Annotated in this window: 14 protein-coding genes; 7 read left to right on the forward strand and 7 right to left on the reverse strand. The window is 63.4% G+C overall.

From position 1 onward, the window contains the following. Positions 1-130: 130 nt before the first annotated feature. Positions 131-733, reverse strand: coding sequence for a TetR/AcrR family transcriptional regulator (locus AC4D2M_RS11545; protein WP_490892011.1), 603 nt, complete (start codon positions 731-733; stop codon positions 131-133). Between the two features lie 94 nt (positions 734-827). Between AC4D2M_RS11545 and AC4D2M_RS11550 the strand changes: the two genes are divergently transcribed. The 3 genes from AC4D2M_RS11550 to AC4D2M_RS11560 all read left to right on the forward strand — a co-directional run bounded on the left by AC4D2M_RS11550 (position 828) and on the right by AC4D2M_RS11560 (position 5944). Then, a complete protein-coding gene (locus AC4D2M_RS11550; RefSeq protein ID WP_490892013.1) occupies positions 828-1607 on the forward strand; it encodes an SDR family NAD(P)-dependent oxidoreductase in 780 nt (259 codons plus the stop codon). Between the two features lie 97 nt (positions 1608-1704). Continuing rightward, entirely contained in the window at positions 1705-3351 is a 1647-nt protein-coding gene (locus AC4D2M_RS11555; protein ID WP_490892014.1) for an FAD-binding protein, read from the forward strand. 151 nt (positions 3352-3502) lie between these two features. Next, complete coding sequence (locus tag AC4D2M_RS11560) at positions 3503-5944, forward strand: beta-glucosidase (protein WP_490892015.1); 2442 nt, start codon at positions 3503-3505, stop codon at positions 5942-5944. 333 nt (positions 5945-6277) lie between these two features. Here the strand turns inward: AC4D2M_RS11560 and AC4D2M_RS11565 are convergent, their stop codons facing one another. From AC4D2M_RS11565 to AC4D2M_RS11575, 3 genes are read right to left on the reverse strand one after another with little or no spacing between them, the layout of a single operon-like run. Next, positions 6278-7009, reverse strand: coding sequence for a mycothiol-dependent nitroreductase Rv2466c family protein (locus tag AC4D2M_RS11565; protein ID WP_490892016.1), 732 nt, complete (start codon positions 7007-7009; stop codon positions 6278-6280). A gap of 22 nt (positions 7010-7031) precedes the next feature. Continuing rightward, positions 7032-7460, reverse strand: coding sequence for a VOC family protein (locus tag AC4D2M_RS11570; RefSeq protein WP_490892017.1), 429 nt, complete (start codon positions 7458-7460; stop codon positions 7032-7034). 8 nt (positions 7461-7468) lie between these two features. Continuing rightward, entirely contained in the window at positions 7469-8170 is a 702-nt protein-coding gene (locus AC4D2M_RS11575) for a DNA alkylation repair protein (protein ID WP_490892018.1), read from the reverse strand. 123 nt (positions 8171-8293) lie between these two features. Between AC4D2M_RS11575 and AC4D2M_RS11580 the strand changes: the two genes are divergently transcribed. After that, entirely contained in the window at positions 8294-8605 is a 312-nt protein-coding gene (locus AC4D2M_RS11580; protein ID WP_490892020.1) for a putative quinol monooxygenase, read from the forward strand. A 96-nt stretch (positions 8606-8701) separates the two neighbouring features. Here the strand turns inward: AC4D2M_RS11580 and AC4D2M_RS11585 are convergent, their stop codons facing one another. Together AC4D2M_RS11585 and AC4D2M_RS11590 are read right to left on the reverse strand one after the other, a co-directional pair. Continuing rightward, positions 8702-13012 (reverse strand): beta strand repeat-containing protein, encoded by a 4311-nt coding sequence (locus AC4D2M_RS11585; RefSeq protein ID WP_490892021.1) that lies wholly within the window; start codon positions 13010-13012, stop codon positions 8702-8704. Between the two features lie 168 nt (positions 13013-13180). Then, positions 13181-14221 (reverse strand): LLM class flavin-dependent oxidoreductase, encoded by a 1041-nt coding sequence (locus AC4D2M_RS11590; protein ID WP_490892022.1) that lies wholly within the window; start codon positions 14219-14221, stop codon positions 13181-13183. A 189-nt stretch (positions 14222-14410) separates the two neighbouring features. Here AC4D2M_RS11590 and AC4D2M_RS11595 point away from each other — a divergent pair, with 189 nt between their 5' ends. From AC4D2M_RS11595 to AC4D2M_RS11605, 3 genes are read left to right on the forward strand one after another with little or no spacing between them, the layout of a single operon-like run. Continuing rightward, entirely contained in the window at positions 14411-15271 is an 861-nt protein-coding gene (locus AC4D2M_RS11595; protein WP_490892023.1) for a sugar phosphate isomerase/epimerase family protein, read from the forward strand. Positions 15272-15331: 60 nt separating this feature from the next. After that, a complete protein-coding gene (locus tag AC4D2M_RS11600) occupies positions 15332-17041 on the forward strand; it encodes a dihydroxyacetone kinase family protein (protein WP_490892024.1) in 1710 nt (569 codons plus the stop codon). Beyond that, on the forward strand, positions 17038-17532 hold the full coding sequence (locus AC4D2M_RS11605) for a ribose-5-phosphate isomerase (RefSeq protein ID WP_490892026.1): 495 nt from the start codon (positions 17038-17040) through the stop codon (positions 17530-17532). Before AC4D2M_RS11600 ends, AC4D2M_RS11605 begins: the two co-directional genes overlap by 4 nt. Positions 17533-17560: 28 nt before the next feature. Here AC4D2M_RS11605 and AC4D2M_RS11610 read toward each other — a convergent pair whose 3' ends face one another. Next, positions 17561-18244: a GntR family transcriptional regulator gene (locus AC4D2M_RS11610; protein WP_490892027.1), complete on the reverse strand. Its 684-nt coding sequence runs from the start codon at positions 18242-18244 to the stop codon at positions 17561-17563. Between the last annotated feature and the right edge of the window lie 177 nt (positions 18245-18421).

Below are 18421 nucleotides of genomic sequence, written 5' to 3' on the forward strand. Positions count from 1 at the left end.
TAGTGAAGCATCCCCTTCGGCCCCTGACAACCGATTGCCGGAATTTCTTTTAAGTGACAGACGAAGGGCTGCACGCTTACGCCGCCAGCCCGGGAAGCCACCTCGAAGGCGGCATGGGTGAGGAAGTAAGTCAGACTGCATCCAGACGCAGGACCGTCAGTGCGGCCAGGAGGTGGTGGTCGGGCGTCGGATCGTCCCCGGCGGCCCACTGCAACCACGCTTCGAATGAGGCGCCAATGAGTGCAGCGCACAGATATCTTGCTGTCTGTTCCGGGATTCCGCGGGCGGTGAGGTAGGAACGTGTCCGATGGCGTTGTGGGGCGAGGAACTCATAGCTTCGGCTCATGAGTTCTGGGTGTTCGGCGATCAGCCGTAGCCGAGCGCGGGTGACCGCCAGGTCGGGAAGGGCGTTGATGCCGACAGTTAGCGCTTCTCGAAGGCCTGCAAGAATCTCATCGCCTGGCATGTCAGGAGCGGAGGGCGCGCCCAATATGGGTGCGGAGGCTTCGATCGCGGGGCCCATTCCACCCCACACCAGCTCGGCCTTGTTCGCGAAGTGGCGGTAGAGGGTCTTCCGCCCGACGCCTGCCTCGCGGGCGATGTCCTCCATGGATGTCTGCTCGTACCCGTGCTCGGCAAACATGGTGAGGGCGTGGGCCGCTACAGCATCGGGGTCGATGCTTACCGGTCGACCCATGGGGCGGGTCGAGGAGGTCGGGTCATCCGAATGCATTCCACAAGTATGACCCTTCCCTTATGACACGGTGTGTCATAAGGTTGGGGCGCACGGCCAACGCCGAACCGCAATCACCGTCTGGAAGGACATCATGGGCAACGAAGCTACGTGGCAGGAAACCATCACCAGCAATCGCTTTGCAGGAAAAACCGTCATCGTTACCGGTGCAGCTTCCGGGATTGGGCAGGCGACCGCCCTGCGCATCGCCAAGGAGGGTGGCAAGGTCATCGCCGCAGATATCAGCAAGGAACGCCTCGATGCCCTGGTGGAGGAGAACAGTGGCCTGGACCTGGTGCCCGTCGCCGGTGATATCTCCACGGAAGAGACCGTCGCCGCTGTCATCGCTGCCGTCGGCGGACAGGTGGATGCTCTGGCTAACGTTGCCGGGATTATGGACAACTTTGCTCCCATCCACGAGGTGGACGACGAGCTTTGGGAACGGGTCTTTCGAATCAACGTCACCGCGCTCATGCGCCTTAGCCGTGCTGTGGTGCCGCTCATGCTCGACGCCGGTACGGGCTCGGTAGTGAACGTCTCCTCCGAGGCCGGGATCCGGGGCTCGGCCGCCGGCGCCGCGTACACCGCCTCGAAGCACGCAGTCGTGGGACTGACCAAGAACTCCGCGGTTATCTACGGGCCCAAGGGCCTGCGCTTCAACGCCGTAGCGCCGGGGCCCACCATCACCGGTATCGTGGCGAACTTCGGGTCTCGAATGGCCGCAGAACGCCTCGGCCCGCTCATGCAGACCAACATCCCCACACCGGCAACCGCCGCCCAACTGGCCGCATCGATCACCTTCCTGCTCAGCGACGACGGCACCAACATCAACGGCGCCATTCTCGCCTCCGACGGCGGCTGGTCAGCCCTCTAGTGAAGTGAAATGGGCGACGGCGGAATGAGGTTCCGCCGCCGCCCCTGTCTAAAGCCTGTTCCGGAATTCAGGCAGCGATGAAGCATAGGAGCAATGCATGCCAGGACTGAAGTACTTCGAACAAAGCTATGACGTCGTCGTCGTCGGCACAGGTGCCGCCGGACTGGTGACAGCCATGGGCGCAGCCGATGAAGGCCTGCGGGTCCTCCTGCTGGAGAGCACCAGCAAGTGGGGTGGCAACACGGCTATGTCCGGCGGCGGCATGTGGCTGCCAAACAACCCGCTCATGCAGCGTGACGGTGCGGGCGACTCCCGCAGCGAGGCTCTGACCTACCTCGAGGCGACGGTTGGGAACGAGGGGCGCGCCACTACGCGGGCGCGCAAGGAAGCGTTCGTCGACGGCGTCGCTGACTTCGTCACTACCGCCGAGAAGTACGGCGTGACATTCGTGCGCGCGGCCGATTACCCGGACTACTACCCCGAGCTCCCGGGTGGCAAGATCGGCCGTGCCCTTGAGGTTGAGCCGTTCGATATCAAGAAGATCGGCGACTGGTGGAAGACGTGCCAGGCCCCCGTTGCGCTGCCTATCAAGACTGACGACATATGGCTTCTGGGTCGCGCGTGGTCAACGCCTTCCGGGTTCGTCCGCGGGGCGCAGTTCGTCTTCCGTGCCCTCGGCGGCGTGGTCACCGGCAAGAAGCTCGCAGGCATCGGCGCGGGGTTCGCTGCTGCATTCCTCGACGTTGTTGTCCAGAAGCAGGGTGCAGAGATGTGGCTTGACGCGCCGCTGCAGGAACTCATCGTCGAAGATGGCCGCGTCGTAGGCGTGCAAATCACGAAACAGGGCAAGCCAATGAGAATTGGCGCCACGCGCGGCGTGATGCTGGCCGGCGGCGGGTTTGATCACAACAAGGACCTCCGCCAGAAGCACCACGGAATCGATGGGGCCCCGTCTGGCGCTCCGGGCAACGTCGGGCGCCCCATCGAGATTGCCCAGGACAACCGCGCCGCGCTTGAACTCATGGATGACGCCTGGTGGGGCGGATCAGTCGCCGCGCCGCCCGGCCATGGCCCCGCGTTCATAGTCGGTGAGCGTTCCCTGCCCTACTCAGTCATCCTTGATGCGCAGGGCGAGCGATTTGTGAACGAGTCCGAGTCCTACGTGGACCTGGGCCACCACATGCTCGAGCACGACAAGGACGGCCCGTACTGGATGGTCGGCGACGTCCGGCATGCGCGCCGTTACCTCCGCACCTTCGCGATCGACCCGAAGAACAACAAAGCCATGAAGAAGGCGGGGATCATGGTCAAGGCCGACACGCTCCCCGAGCTCGCCGCAAAACTCGACATGGACCCCGCCCGTCTGGAGGCGACTGTCCAACGGTTCAACGGCTTCGCCCGTGCGGGCGTCGACGGAGACTTCGGTCGCGGCAACTCAGCCTATGACCGCTACTACGGGGACCCGACGATCCACCCCAATCCCTGCCTCGGACCACTCGAGAATGGACCGTTCACCGCATTCAAAGTGGTGATTGGAGATCTCGGTACGAAGGGCGGCGTCGTCACTGACGCTGAGGCCCGGGCCTTACGGGAGGACGGCACTGTGATAGAAGGTCTCTACTCCGCTGGGAATAACTCCGCCTCCGTCATGGGGCGGACGTATCCTGGTCCGGGCTCAACTATCGGACCCGCGGTGGTGTTCGGTCTCCGCGCTGCGCGCCACATGGCACGTCAAGGCGGCTGAGAACAGGGGCGCTACACCATATGCACTAGCACCCCCTACCCGCCCGCGGGGAGGGGGTGCTACCATGAAAGTCGAAACGCGTTACTATATTCGCTAGCGGACTCCGTTGATAGGCGCACTCCGACAATGCGAGCCACACGAAAGGTCACTGATGACTTACCGGAACCCCTCTCTGCCCGTAGGTGACCGCGCGGCGGACTTGTTAGGCCGCATGACGTTGGCGGAGAAAACTATGCAACTCGTAGGGATCCTTCCGCAGCCGCTTCTTGGGGCCGACGGAGTCGCCAAGGCGCAACTGGACCGCCACCTAGGTCAGGGAATCGGCCATATCTCTGGTGCCGGGATGGCGGGCGGTGACGCCGTACGCCTGGCCAGGATGAACAACGACATCCAAACATTCCTTCGTGAGTCGACCCGTTTGGGAATTCCTGCCATCCTGCACAATGAAGCTCTCAATGGGGTTGTGGCGGAAGGCCATTCCTCATTCCCTACGGCTATAGGTCTGGCTGCGACCTGGAACCCAGCCGGAGTCCGTGAAATGGCAGACCTCACCCGGCGACAGATGCTTTCGGTTGGTTTCCGCCAAGGGCTGGCTCCAGTTCTTGACGTAGCGCGGGACGCGCGCTGGGGTCGGGTGCACGAAACCTACGGCGAAGAAGTCCTGCTCGTCTCGGCGATGGGCGTAGCTTTCGTACAGGGGCTGCAGGGGGAGGATCTCCGCCAAGGTGTTCTGGCCACAGCCAAACATTTTCTGGGTTATGCCATGACGGAGGCAGGTCAGAACCTTGCTGCCACACAACTGGGAACCCGGGAACTCTACGACGTCTACGCAACACCCTTTGAAGCGGCCATACGCCTCGCTGGCCTTCGCAGTGTCATGAACAGCTATTCCGAGATTGATGGCGTACCGGTCGCGACATCGTCGGCTCTGCTCACGGACTTGCTCCGAAAGAAACTGGGCTTCGAAGGGACGGTGGTGGCTGATTACCGCACCATTCAGTATCTCGTTGAGCGCCAGCGGGTGGCACGGACTCCTGAGGAAGCAGGGTCCATGTCACTCGCCGCAGGCCTGGATGTCGAACTACCCAGTGCTTACGGCTATGGACCCGCGCTGGCTAGGGCAGTAGAAACTGGAATGGTCGATGAAGCTTTGGTCGATCGGGCTGTTTGCAGGGTCCTGACCCATAAATTCGAACTCGGACTGTTCGAGGATCCTTTCGTGAAAGAGGATCCAATCACGCTCAGGGCGGTGGCCAAGGAGGGTCGTCAACTCTCGGAGGAACTGGCGACCCAGTCTGTGACCCTTTTGAAGAACGACGGTGGCCTCCTGCCATTCGACCGCAGCGTTCGCCGCATTGCCGTGATAGGACCGCACGCGGACTCAGGGATGGTCAACTTCGCCAACTACACCTATCCCACTGCCCTGGAAATGATCAAGGGAATGATGACAGGCCGGTCCCGGATGGTCGGGATGGAAGGCGCGCTGGATGGCATGCCCGAGGACATGAAAAAAGCTGCCGCGGACCGCATCAGTGCCATGGAGAACCTTGATCTGGAGAAGGTTGTCCGCGAAGAGTATGGAAGCCAGAGCCTGAGCGAGGCTATCCGATCGCTCATGCCAGACGCGGATGTCGTATCCGTTTCCGGCACCGGTGTTCTCGATTCTGATCCGCACGACATTGAGACGGCGGTGGCTGCCGCTTCGACAGCCACCGTGGTCATCCTCGCTATTGGTGGGAGGGCAGGTGCCTTCTCAGGAACAACCACAGAAGGTGAAGGCACCGATTCTGCAAACATCGACCTGCCCGCGCGACAGGCACAGCTCGTAAAGGAAGTGACCGCGCTTGGAAAGCCCACGGCGGCAGTCCTCTATATGGGCCGCCCGTACGGACTCTCCGGCGTGGATGATGCCCTCTCTGCACTGGTTACCGCCTACTACCCGGGTCCGGAAGGCGCAACGGCACTCGCCCGCGTACTCTTCGGACTCGCTGCTCCTTCAGGCAAGCTCCCATTCTCGATTCCCCGGCACTCAGGGCAGGTACCGATATACCAGGCGCAGAAAAGAGGCAGCGGTTACCGGCGTGAAAGCATTGACATGGCAAAGGCCTACGCCGATATGCCAAGCACCCCAAAGTATGCCTTTGGGCATGGGCTGAGCTACTCCGAGTTCGAATACGGTGAGCTTCGGATCGAACCGGCGGCAGTCACTGCAGATGAGGAAGTGACCATAACCGTCCCACTTCGGAACGTAGGGAGCATACGCAGCGCAGAAGTTTCGCAGTTGTATGTCGGTCTTTTGGGGACGGGAATCACCCGCCCTGCCCAACAATTGGCGGGATTCGCGCGAGTGGAACTTGAGAGCGGAGACGAAGCAGAAGTCAGCTATACAGTCCGGGGCTCACAGCTGGGACACACTGCTCCAGACGGCCGATTCGTCGTCGAGCCAGGTGAGGTTTCAGTTTGGGTGGGTTCAGCATCCAACGACCTTCGGGCTGCAGCATCCTTCACCGTTCTTGGCGATAAGCCCGTAGACGTCTCCAACACCCGGAGCTACTTCCCGGAGGTGAAGGTTCGCCAGGCAACCCGGACCTGATGCTGGGGCCGGGGGATGGAGCCGTCAGCCCCGGCGCAGCTCGATATCCAACGCGTCACGGCCAACTCTGGCTAGTGCGGCGTTCACTGCACCGGTCAGCACGATGTCCCCGGCGAGCGACCACGCCACCACACGGGGCGGAAAGTGCGACGTCGTTGCCGGATGAGTTCATTCGCGTAATAGTGGTGCCGGACGGGACACGCCAGATGGCGTCGAGGATCAGCCGCGCATTGGAGCGGCGCAGCATATTTGTCGACGAGGCACCCGCGGAGACCGCGCGCCGCTGAGTTTCGGTGAGGTTCACCTGTCCAGTTAACAGTCTGGCGAGCGGCGCTACTTCTTCTGGCGCCGACTCCCGCCGTGCCAGTCCTCCTCGACGCCCGCCTCGGCCTCGGCGATCCCGAAACTGCGCAGCTGGGGCTGCTCGCGGAGGCTGCGCTTCAGTTCCGCGAACCCAGGGAAGCGGGCGAGGGCCAGCACGTGGTCCCAGAGCTCACCGGCCTCTTCGCGGGAGGGGAGCCTGCTGATGACTGGGCCGAAGAACGCCACGCCGTTGGGCGGCTCGAAGTGGATGATCGGTGTGCCGACGTCCTTACCGGTGTGGGAAAGCGCTTCGTCGGTCTCAGCCTGGATGACGGCGTCAAGCGATTCGTCCTCAAGGGCGCCAACCAACGACGACGGCAGCCCGGCTTCTGCCAGAATCGGCTCGAGGAAGGCGCGGCTGCCGTGGTGTCCCGTGGCTCCGGACTGCCACGGATCGTCCCTTCCGGTGTCGAAGATGTGCGCGCCGAGCCGGGCATGAAGGGTGCCGACGGCGTCGGGCCCGTGCTCCTGCCTTGTGCGGGCCGCGACGCGGAGCAGGCGGAGGCCGGCAGTATGTCCGGCTTCATAGCCCTCGGGGAAATGTGAGTCGTAGTCGACCGACGAATTGAGCAGGCGCAATGAAATGAAGCGCCAATCGACGGAGTAGTCGCGATCCTCGGTCACCATGCGTACCCACTTGCTGGTCATCCAGGCGAAGGGGCAGACCGGGTCAAAGTAAAAGTGGATGTCGGCGTTGCTCATGCGGCCACTATAGGGGCGGTGGCTAACCGAGTTCCACGCCGCCGTCGTCGTTGATGCGCCAGCCCGGATTGTGGGCGATCTCCCAGACGATGCCATTCGGGTCCTGCACATGCGCGTGGAAGATGCCGCCGAACTGGCCATGCTGCGGCGCTTTCAACGTCACGCCACCGGCTACAGTCATGGCGGCCACGGTGCTTCGGACGGCGTCAGGGCTGTTGACGTTGTGGGAGAGGGTCACACCGGACACGTCCGGTGCGAGGCCGCGACCGAGATCCTCGGCAAATTTGTCGGCGTCGAACAAGCCGAGGAGCAGGCCCGGCGCAACCTGGTAAAAGAGGATCTCGCCTGGCACATCGAGCTTCGCCTCCCAGCCCAGACCGTCCTGATAGAACGCCCGGGCAGCGTCGAGATTCCGGGTGGCGAGGGTGATGAAATGAAGCTGCTGGTCCATGGGGCTCCCTAACCTGTTCTTCCGACGTAGCGGTCGCGGATGGGTTTGGCTAGTTTCTCAGTGGCAGCCCGCACGGCTGAGCGAGCCATCTCGGGGCCGTGCTCGTCAAGAAACGCGAGCAGCGCCAGCTCATCATTGTCGCCGACATAGCGCAGCATCCACCCAACACCCTTCTGAACGAACTCTTCTTCGTCGTGCGTAAGAATTGCCGCGATACGCAACGTATCTGCGACCTCCCCGCGCTTGAGGAACGCCGCAGTCGCGACGATCGCGCTCCTTCTCCGGGGCCAAAACGTCGATACCGCTAGATCGTCCAGGGGCCTCCGCGACCTGCTCAACAGCCAGGAGCCGACAACCTGATATGCGACGAGGTCCACGAGGTCCCAGGTGTTGATCCGGTCATGGCGCCGCAGACAGAGGTCGTACAACTCACCGTGCCGCTCAGGAGGAACCTTTTTCGCTGTCGCCGCCTTGCCCATGATCGAGCACGCGCCGACACGTACCTCGTGGGTTTCGCTCTCAAGCAGCCGCTCGATTTCGGCAGTCCTCATCGTGAGATTCTGCTTAGCGAGCGCGAAAACGTCACCCATCCGCACCCCGATCAGCGAATTGTCGCCGGGGAAGAAGCGCTGGTATTTGGTTCGTTGCTCCTCGGTGGCGAGATCCCGGAGGCGGCTCTCGAATTCCGCCGCTGAAAGAGACTCGCTCATGACATCGCCTTCCTCAGGTACCCCGGGACTCAGCTGCACCTCTTGGTAGAGCTCGCCAAACACGGGTCCGGTTGTTGTCTAGTATGGCGAAGAAGCTTCTACCGACTAAGAGAGTGAGATCCCATGTCGATCGTCGTTACCGCAGTTTTCACCCCCAACGAGGGAGCCTTCGACCAGGTGGTCGAGGCGCTTCGGCCGGCGATCGCTGAGGTGCACGAGGAACCAGGGTGTCTGCTCTACGCCATCCACGAAGCCCCGAACGGGGACATCGTGATGATCGAGAAATGGGAGAGCGTGGAGTTGTTGGACGCACACGGTGCGGGTGATGCTGTTGCACGCCTGGGTAAATCGCTCCAGGGTCTGCTGCAGAAGCCGGTCGAAGTGGCACGGTTGACCGCCATCCCGGCCGGAACGGCGACCCAGGGCGAGCTTTAACCGCTCAGTCGAAAGAGACCGGTTCCGCTCCCTCAACGGAAGCGGAACCGGTCTCTTTCGTCAGAGCTTCTATTTCGATGAATTGCTCCCTCAGGCCTACCTGATGGGGTGGGTGACATTGAGTGTGTAATCGGCATCCCGACCGGTGTTGTTGATGAGCGAGAAGCGGTAGTCACCGGGAATGGTTACGGTAAAGGTCCCGGTCTTGGGCCGTGCGCTGCTGGTGTCCAGATAGACCTGGCTCCCGGAGGGATCTGTCACCCGCACGTCGAGGTCAACCCGCGATTCGTCCCAGTTCAAGTCGAAGGTCACCGTGCCGGTACCGGAGGAGACGATGCGGTTGATCGTCTGGTTATCGTCTATTTCCCCCGAGAACGTGGTGGTGGTTGTTGTTGGAGTGGGTGCGGTGACGGTAAGGGTGGCCGTACGCGTGACCCCGTCGTAGGTAGCGGAAATGATGCTTGAGGTGTTCGTGCCGACGGTGCTGGTCGAGACGGTGAAAGTCGCTCCCGTTGCTCCTTCGGCGATGGTGACACTGACAGGTACGGTCGCGGCGGATGTGTTGCTGCTGGCCAGGGCAACAGTGACACCTCCGGCCGGCGCTGCAGTGTCGAGTGTGACGGTGCCGGTCGAGTTGTTGCCGCCGGTCACGGTCGTGGGGTCGAGGCTCAGGGACGCCAGCGCGGGGGCCGGCGCGCTGTTGTCGACGGTGATGCTGACAGTTGCGGCGTTGCCGCTGTTGCCCGCGGCGTCGGTGGCGATGGCCGTGAGGTCCACGGAGCCGTTGGTCGTCGTGGTGGTGTCCCACGAGATGTCATACGGAGCGGTGGTGTCCGCGCCGATGAGCGTGCCGTCCGCGAAGAACTGGACTTCGGTGACGCCGACATTGTCTTCGGCAGCCGCGCTGACGGTGATGGTGCCGGAGACCGTGGCCCCGGCAGCAGGCGTCGAGATACTCGCGGTCGGCGCGGTCGTATCAGTCGGCGGCGGTGCATTGTTCACCGTGACCGCGACCGCGTCTGCGTTGCCGGCGTTGCCTGCTGCGTCGAAGGCCGTAGCAGTCAGGACGTGCTCACCGTCAGTGGAACCTGTGGTGTCCCAGGAGATCTCGTAGGGCGCGGTCTCGTCAGTGCCGACCTCAGTGCCGTCGACATAGAAGACGACATGGGACACCCCGACGTCGTCGGAAGCAGTGGCCGCTACGGTCACCGTTCCCGAAACGGTGGCTCCGCCTGGGGGTGAGGAGAGGCTCACAGCCGGGGCAGTGTTGTCCACCGGTGGCTCCTCCACGTTCTCCACCGTGACCGTCACCGGTGCAGACGTGGCCGTGTTGCCTGCGGCGTCGACTGCGGTCGCCGTCAGGGTGTGCTCCCCGTCAGCCACAGTGGTGGTGTCCCAGGAAATCCCAAACGGAGAAGTCGTGTCCGCACCGATCAGTGTGTTGCCCACACTGAAGCGGACCTCGGAAACGCCCACGTTATCGGACGCTGAGGCGCTCACGGGAACGGTTCCTGAAACGGTCGTGCCGTTCGCCGGCGCGGAGATACTCACAGTCGGTGCCGTCGTATCGGCCGGCGCCTGTGGCGAGTTGACCGGATGCGTGACGTCGAGGGTGTAATTCGTCTTGCGGTCGGTGTTGTTGATGAGCGAGAACCGGTAGTCGCCAGCGATTGTGGCCGTGAAAGAGCCCGTCTTCGGTCTGGCGTTGCTGGTGTTGACGTAAACCTCGTTTCCGGAGGGGCCTGTGACCCGAAGGTCGAGGTCCACCCGTGATTCGTTCCAGTTCAAATCGAAGGTAACGGTGCCGATGCCAGATGAAACGGTCTGGTTGAGCGTCTGGTTCTTGTCGATGCGACCGGAGAACGAGGTGGTTGTTGTGGTGGGTGCGCTGTTGTCGACCGTTACGGTAACCGGTCCGGCATCACCGGTGTTGCCGGACGCGTCGACGGCGGTGGCCGTGAGTTCCGCGGAGCCGTTGGCCGTGCGGGTGGTGTCCCAGGAGATGCTGTGGGGTGCCGTTGTGTCGGTGCCGATGACATTCCCGTTCGCGAAGAAGCGGACTTCCGTGACGCCGACGTCGTCTGATGCATTCGCGCTGACTGTGGTGGTCCCGGACACCGTGGTGCCGGCTGCCGGTGCGGAGATGCTTACCGTGGGCGCCGTGGTGTCAGCCGGTGGCGGAGGCGGCGGAGCTGTGCCGCTTCCGAACATCGCGACGAAAGCGTCGCCCCAGAAGATGCTGGTGTCGCCGGCCCATAGCTGGTCGAAAGCCCCGGCAGTGGTCGGGAAGTCCGACGACAGGGTAGTGCCGGTGACATAGATATTCTCGTTCGGATCGAGGGCTATGCCGCTGGCGAACTCGTTGTTGCTGCCGCCCAGATAGGTGGCGTAAATGAGGCTGGAGCCGTTGTCATTGAGTTGTGCAAGGTAGGCATCGCCGCTGCCGGCATTGGTCGGCTGATGTGCATCAGCGGTGGTGGCTGCGCCGGCTTCGGCCCGGCCGCCGATCCATGCGTTATTCGCCGCATCGACGCTGATTGCCGCGGAGGAAGCGATGCCAAGGTAGGTGGAGTAGCTGAGGGCGGTGCCGTCAGAGCGCAGCTTCGCGACAAAGGATTCGCTGGTCGAGTCGAAGGCCGTATCGAACGCCCCGGCAGTCGTCGGGAATTCCGGTGACTGGGTTCCTCCCGTCACATAGGCGTTCCCGGCGCCGTCGATCGCCAGTCCGTTGGCCCGGTCCACCCGGGTGCCGCCCAGGAACGTTGACCAGACAAGACTGCCCCCGGTGGTATCCAGCTTGGTCACGAACACCTCGAAGAGGTCAGCGAAACCGCCGCCGCTATGAGCAGGCTGGAAGGAGCCGGACGTGGTGGGAAATTCAAGGGAGCGCGTTGAGCCGGTCAGGTAGGCGTTCCCGGCAGTGTCGACGGCGATGCCCGCTGACAGCTCGTTCTCCGCCCCGCCGAGGAAGGTGGAATAGGCGAGGGAGCTTCCGCCGGGGTTCAGCTTTGCAACAAAAACGTCCTCGCCGCCACCAAACGTGGCGTCGAATGCACCCGTGCTCACAGGGAAGTCGGCAGAGAACGTACTGCCGCCTACGTAGGCATTGCCGTCACCGTCGACGGCGATGGTACGTCCGTCGTCGCTCGCTGCCCCGCCCAGGAAGGTGGAATACTGCAGCCCGCCCGTCGGGCTGAGCTTGGTGACGAAGCCGTCGGTGGCCGTCTGTTCCCCCACGCTCAGCGTCTGCTGAAAGGCTCCGCTGGTGATGGGGAAGTCGCCAGAGCTGGTCTGCCCGGTGATGTACGCGTTCCCGGCAGCGTCCACCGCGACGTCACGGGCCGTCTCCGTCTCTTCAACCGTGCCCCTCCGGGTGGGCGTCGGAGTGCCGCCCAGGTAGGTGGAGTAGACCAGACCGGAGCCGTCAGCGTTGAGCTTGGTGACGAAGGCATCCATCACCCCGCCGCTGAAGGTTCGGTCAACGGTTCCCACCGTGGTGGGGAAGTCCGTCGATTGAGTGCTGCCGGCGATGATCGCGTTTCCGTCGGCATCGACGGTGATCGCTTCGGCGCGATCAGCGCTAGAGCCGCCAACGAAGGTGGAGTAATCGAGTCCCGGATCAATGACCAAGGGGTGCTCCGCCTGATAGGGACCGACGTCGAAACTGTAGGCGGTGCCTTCATTCAGTTGGAAACTGCTTGCCACTGGCACCCGTGCACCGTCGATTTCCTGATAGGACACAGGGGCTGAGTCCTCCAGGGACCCGAGCGCAGTTCTGATCTGCATCGCACCGGAGCTGTCCATCGTGAGGCTGCTGGCGCCGTCGTAATCCAGCCCGATCACGCCGGGGTCAGTTCCGGGTTGGACATGGAACTCGTACTTCAGCTCGCCGTCCTGGCCGCGCAGCCGCATGTCGATTCCAGGCCAAAGCTCGTCGTAAACGACTTCAGAGTAGCCGGAGAGCCCGGTGTTCCATTGGCCGGGGTCATTGCCCCGGACATAGTTCACCCGGGCGTCAGTGGGTCCGACGGCTTTCAGCTGGACGCCGTCGTGGGCACCGACGAAATTCATGCCAAGGACCGACGCGCGGGGCGCGGCATTCGACCCCACGGGGAGATCCTCGCTGAGCGAGATGACGATCCGCTCGGGCGTAAAGAAGAAGGCGTAGTCGGACCCCTGAGCGTGGTAGCGCACCTGAGGATCGGTTTGACCGAGGTTCTCAACGAAGGTCAGGGGCAGATCCGTGAAGGCCTGCGAAATCTGTTTCTCCTCCGCGGAGGTAGGAGAGGCCGACGACGACGAGGCCGTTGTCAGCGGCTGCGCGCTCGCAGGCACTCCGAGCATCAGCGAAAGAACGACGACGCCGAGCGCCTTCAATGACAGGTTGCTGCTGGACCTGGAGGGCATCGCCGGTCTCCGTCTGTAATGGCGCTGCCTTCGAGGCAATCGGTAAAACGGATACGCGGACGAGTTATGACGGCCGAGCTTGGCTCCCAGAAGCGCCTGACCTATGTGGAGATCTCACGGTAGGCAGGATCCCATGGAGAAACCTTGGGAAATTCTTGGGAGGCCTAGCTAGGGAAGACGATCGACGTCAACCTTCCGCTCCCACCCGATCGCCGGCGCAACGTGTTCAGCGACGTTCCGCAGCAGTTTGGCGTTGTAGTCGACGCCAAGCTGGTTCGGCACGGTGAGCATGAGGGTGTCGGCGGAGCGCACGGCGTCGTCACCGGCCAGTTCCGCGGCGATTCTGTCGGGCTCGCCGATGTAGCTTTTCCCGAAACGGGACATGGCGCCGTCGAGCACGCCCACCTGGTCGCGCGTCTCGCGCAGCGCGCTGAGGGCAAAATATTGTCGGTCCTCGTCGTCAACGATCGGGATGACGCTGCGGCTGACTGAAACCCGGGGGGAAAAGGTGTGGCCGGCCTCGTCCCAGGCTTCGCGGAACAGCTGGATCTGTTCGGCTTGCAATTGGTCGAAGGGAACGCCGGTGTCTTCCGTCAGCAGGGTCGAGCTCATCAGGTTCATGCCCTGCTCGGCGGCCCAGACTGCGGTCTTCCGTGTGCCGGCTCCCCACCAGATGCGTTCGCTCAATCCGGGGGAGTGCGGCTGGATGGGTAGCAAGCCGGCTCCCTGACGAGGGTCGGCCTGTGCAATCCCGGCACCGCTGATCGCGTAGCGGAACACCTCGGCGTGCCGGCGTGCCGTGTCCGCCGGTTCCTCGCCGTCCGCAGGGACGTAACCGAAGTTCGCCGCACCGTTGAGCGCTGGCTCGGGGGATCCCCGGCTGATTCCCAACTGCAGCCGTCCGCCGCTGATGAGGTCGGTTTCTGCGGCTTCCTCCGCCATATAGAGCGGGTTTTCGTAACGCATATCCACTACGCCCGTGCCGATCTCGATGCGCGAAGTCCGGGCCGCAATGGCCGAGAGGAGCGGGAACGGGGCTGCCTGCTGGCGCGCAAAGTGATGGACCCGGAAGAACGCACCGTCGATGCCGATTTCCTCGGCTGCCTCCGCGAGCTCGATTCCCTGGATGAGGGAGTCGCGTGCGGAACGGGTGCGTGAGCCTTCAAGCGGTGACCAGTGGCCGAAGGAGAGGAATCCGATTCGCTTCATACGCGCAACAACCACGCCCGACGGCGGGACATTCCTTTCGTGCTCAGGGTCCGCATGCCGTCAGCGACGAGTCAACACGTCCCGCGGGGACCGCTCAGTCAACCGTCCGCATTCACGTGACAGATCTCACCTTTTCGTGGTTGACTGTTAACAGTCGAACAGTCGAACAGTGAACCTCGAGAGGTGACGATGACGTTTCATCCCAAACTGGGATGCTCCAGTATCAGCTTCCGGCATCAGGACCTTCCCGAGGCCCTGTCCACTATCCGCGGCATCGGATTCGAGCAGATTGACCTCGGAGCGCTGCCCGGTGTCTGCAACCATGTGCCCTTCGAGCTCACCGCGGAGGCGGTGACAGAGGTCATCGGCCAGGTGAAACAATCCGGCATCGCCGTGCGTTCGGTCAACGGCGACGTAGGCGATCTCAATGCGCTACTCGACGCCGATGCGCGCGCCGCCCGTCAGGAGCATCTGAACCGACTCCTGTCACTGACAGCCGGCGTCGGTGCACGTGCCCTGGTGCTTCCCTGCGGCGCGCAGGACCACGCGCCGGTGGCAAACCTGGAGGAAGACCTCGCCCTCGTTGCGGAGGAACTCATCGCGGCGTCCCGCCTCGCACAGTCCTATGGTGTGGAACTGTGGACCGAATCCCTCCACTTCTTCCGGCTCAGCTGGAACATCGACATCGCCTCCAGGCTCCATGAGTTGCTGGGGGAGAGCGGCGTCGGGGTGGTCATGGACTTCAGCCACATCGTCGCTGCCGGCAACGACCCTATGGACTTCGTGGAACGCTTTGCCCCGATCATCCGGCATGTGCATCTTCGCGACGCTGTGCCGGGGAACATCCATCTGTCCATCGGAAACGGAGCCGCCGACTTCGCCGGCGGCATCGCCGCCCTGTTGAACGCCGGTTACGACGGGAACTTCGCGCTCGAACTTGAGACGCGGGACGTCTCCCATGAGGAGCGGCCGGCCGCCGCCGCCAAAGCCGGCGAGTACATCTCCGACATCATCAGTACGAAGTCACGACAGAAAGCAGCAGTTCTATGACCCGGGTTCCGGCTCTTTCTACCTCCTAACTCATCCGTTGTTCGCTGGAAGGCACTCGACATGACTCACATATTCAACGATCCCGCCGAGTTCGTCGGGGACGCTATGCGCGGGTTCGTGGATCTTTACCCCCGCTACGTCCGGGGAGTTGCCGGGGGAGTGACCCGCCGGCAGAAGCCCGCCGAACCCAAGGTCGCAGTCATTGTGGGTGGCGGCAGCGGTCACTACCCGGCGTTTGCAGGGATTGTGGGACCGGGTTTCGCCGACGCCGCCGTCGTCGGGAATATCTTCACCTCGCCGTCGTCGCACTTCGCGTACTCTGTGGCGAAGGCCGCGCACAGTGGCAGTGGCGTGATCTTCAGCTACGGAAATTACGCCGGCGATGTCATGAACTTCGGGCTCGCAACGGAACAGTTGCAGGAGGAGGGTATCGACGCCCGCAACCTGTTGGTCACCGACGACATTGCCAGCGCGCCCGTCAATGAAATGAGCAAGCGCCGCGGGATCGCCGGCGATTTCGTCGTCTTCAAGGCGCTCTCTGCTGCGGCGGATGCAGGCTTGGACATCGATGAGGTCGAGCGCGTCGGGCGCAAGGCGAATGACCGCACGCGCACCATTGGCACTGCCTTCTCCGGATGCACCTTCCCCGGCGGAGCCGCTCCGCTCTTCACCGTAGACAAGGGAGAAATGGGCCTGGGCCTGGGTATCCATGGCGAACCTGGTCTGCACAACGAGCCCATCCCGTCCGCTGAGGACCTTGCGCGGCTGCTGGTCCACCGGCTCATGGCCGAGGCCCCCGCGGACCACAACGGACGGGTCGGTGTCATCCTCAACGGACTCGGCAGCACCAAGTACGAGGAACTGTTCGTGTTGTGGGGATCGGTGGCGCCGCTGCTGCGTGAACAGGGCCTGGAACTGGTGGACCCTGAAGTCGGTGAACTCGTCACCAGCCTGGACATGGCCGGTGTCTCCCTCACCCTTGTCTGGCTCGACGAGGAACTGGAAAAGTACTGGACCGCGCCGGCAGATACCCCCGCCTACCGCAAGGGTGACAATATGGCCGCCGCGGAGTGGGACGCCGACGACGACGCCGCTGCGGAAAGCAGCGTTGCTTACGCATCAGGCTCCGACGCCTCGCGCGCGGCCGCAGCCCAGACTCTCGAACTCATGGCGTCGGTCCGGAAAGCCCTCCACGATGCCGAAACCGAGCTCGGACGGATCGACGCTATCGCCGGCGATGGCGACCACGGCCGCGGCATGGTCCGCGGTATCGACGCGGCGCTCGCCGCCGCACAGCGCGCCGCCGAAGCTGGCGCGGGCGTCGGCACGGTGCTGCAGGCCGGTGGCGATGCCTGGACGAGTGAGGCGGGCGGAACCTCCGGCGTGCTCTGGGGCAGCGCCCTCGGGGCGTTCGGCCGGGTCATCGGCGACGGAGAACACCCATCGGCGCAGCGCCTCGCCGAAGCGGTCGAAGCTTTCCGGCAGCGGCTGGTGGCACTCGGGAAGGCGGAGCCGGGTGACAAGACGATGGTCGACGCCGTCGTCCCGTTCGTCGCCACCTTCCGTGAATCGGTCGACGGAGGGCGTCCTGCATCGGAGGCAATGGCCGCCGCAGCTGAGGCTGCCGATTCCGCTGCCCGCAGCACGGCGGAACTGCGCCCCAAACTCGGCCGGGCGCGTCCGCTTGCGGAACGAAGCGTCGGCACCCCGGACCCGGGGGCCACATCATTCGCGCTGATCGCGCGGGTACTGACGGGAGAAACCAAATGAACGCACCACTGCGGCTGGTCATCGGCTGCGACGACGCCGGACTGCGCTACAAGGAAGCACTCAAGCAGGTGCTCGAAGACAGCGACCTCGTTGCCTCCGTGCTCGACGTCGGTGTCCAGGCAGACGAGGACACCGCGTACCCCCGCGTTGCCTTCAAGGCCGCCGGTGAGATCGCCGAAGGCCGGGCCGACCGCGCCCTGCTGATCTGCGGCACGGGACTCGGCGTCGCGATCAGTGCCAACAAGGTGCCCGGCATCCGCGCCGTTACCGCGCACGACTCCTTCTCCGTGGAACGCTCGGTGCTCTCGAACAATGCACAGGTTTTGTGCGTCGGCGAGCGCGTGATCGGTTTGGAACTCGCCAAGCGCCTGGTGAAGGAATGGCTCGGCTACCGCTTCGATGAACAGTCTGCTTCCGCAGGCAAGGTCGCCGCCATCACCGACTTCGAACGGAAGAACGGCACCGTCGAGGAGCCGGCTTCCTGCGACTGAGCAGCCCTGGAATCGGCGCGGCCGTGAGTTACTGAGCGGGCTCCTCAGGAGAAGTGCCGAGCAGGTTGGAAAGGGCAATTTCCATGTGTTCAATGGTCACGTGACGGGCGATGCCTGTATCTCCGGACTTGATCGCGTCCACAATGTCCTGGTGGCGGTTCGGTGTCATGTTGCCGACTGCGCGCTCAAGGCCGGAGAACATGATCGACATCCGGATAGAGCCCTCGAGGGATCCCCACTGGTGGATCAGGGTGCTGTTCCCTGCCAGCTCGACGAGCGTTCGGTGGAAGTCGAGATCCGCTTCGATGCTCGCATCGAGACCGTCCTTCCGGGACCGCTCCATGTGGGCGACGGCGGCGGTCAGCTTCTCGACGACGGCGCTGCGGTCGGTCCTAGCCGCCAAACGCTCAGCGGCCAGGGCCTCCAGGGCAGCACGAACCTCGAAAATCTCGCCGATCTCACCGGAGTCCAGGTTGCGCACCCGCAAACGGCCCCTGTCATCAGCGGTAACGAGGCCTTCCTGCTGAAGCTGACGGAGCGCTTCACGCAGGGTGCCGCGGCTGATGCCGAGCGTTTCCGACAGCTCGGTTTCGACCAGATGCCTGCCCGGGGGAAGCTCGCCGGTGGTGACTGCGATGCGCAGCGCCGTGACCGCTTGCTCGCGCAGGTTGGTCCGCGCGAGTCCGGATAATGCCATTGATGAAGCTGCCACTGATCGGTCTCCGAGTGTCGGCAATTGGTTCGTCTACGGAACTGTACCGCGCCGCCGGAGAGTTCCAGAGCTGCAGGAATTCGGCCTGCTGTTGACAGTTAACTAAATCCACTGTCCGATATCGCGGGAATGTTTGTCAATGGGTTGCTCAGGGACTTTACGAGTCGGGAAAAGTGT

This window comes from Arthrobacter sp. TJ-270, assembly GCF_058269075.1.

What these genes read in the sequence shown, in the direction of transcription:
- AC4D2M_RS11580 (WP_490892020.1), top strand. Translation starts at nt 8,294, where the DNA reads ATGTCGATCGTCGTTACCGCAGTTTTCACCCCCAACGAGGGAGCCTTC.
- AC4D2M_RS11570 (WP_490892017.1), bottom strand. Translation starts at nt 7,460, where the DNA reads ATGGACCAGCAGCTTCATTTCATCACCCTCGCCACCCGGAATCTCGAC.
- AC4D2M_RS11595 (WP_490892023.1), top strand. Translation starts at nt 14,411, where the DNA reads ATGACGTTTCATCCCAAACTGGGATGCTCCAGTATCAGCTTCCGGCAT.
- AC4D2M_RS11550 (WP_490892013.1), top strand. Translation starts at nt 828, where the DNA reads ATGGGCAACGAAGCTACGTGGCAGGAAACCATCACCAGCAATCGCTTT.
- AC4D2M_RS11600 (WP_490892024.1), top strand. Translation starts at nt 15,332, where the DNA reads ATGACTCACATATTCAACGATCCCGCCGAGTTCGTCGGGGACGCTATG.
- AC4D2M_RS11590 (WP_490892022.1), bottom strand. Translation starts at nt 14,221, where the DNA reads ATGAAGCGAATCGGATTCCTCTCCTTCGGCCACTGGTCACCGCTTGAA.
- AC4D2M_RS11575 (WP_490892018.1), bottom strand. Translation starts at nt 8,170, where the DNA reads ATGAGCGAGTCTCTTTCAGCGGCGGAATTCGAGAGCCGCCTCCGGGAT.
- AC4D2M_RS11605 (WP_490892026.1), top strand. Translation starts at nt 17,038, where the DNA reads ATGAACGCACCACTGCGGCTGGTCATCGGCTGCGACGACGCCGGACTG.
- AC4D2M_RS11565 (WP_490892016.1), bottom strand. Translation starts at nt 7,009, where the DNA reads ATGAGCAACGCCGACATCCACTTTTACTTTGACCCGGTCTGCCCCTTC.
- AC4D2M_RS11555 (WP_490892014.1), top strand. Translation starts at nt 1,705, where the DNA reads ATGCCAGGACTGAAGTACTTCGAACAAAGCTATGACGTCGTCGTCGTC.
- AC4D2M_RS11560 (WP_490892015.1), top strand. Translation starts at nt 3,503, where the DNA reads ATGACTTACCGGAACCCCTCTCTGCCCGTAGGTGACCGCGCGGCGGAC.
- AC4D2M_RS11585 (WP_490892021.1), bottom strand. Translation starts at nt 13,012, where the DNA reads ATGCCCTCCAGGTCCAGCAGCAACCTGTCATTGAAGGCGCTCGGCGTC.
- AC4D2M_RS11545 (WP_490892011.1), bottom strand. Translation starts at nt 733, where the DNA reads ATGCATTCGGATGACCCGACCTCCTCGACCCGCCCCATGGGTCGACCG.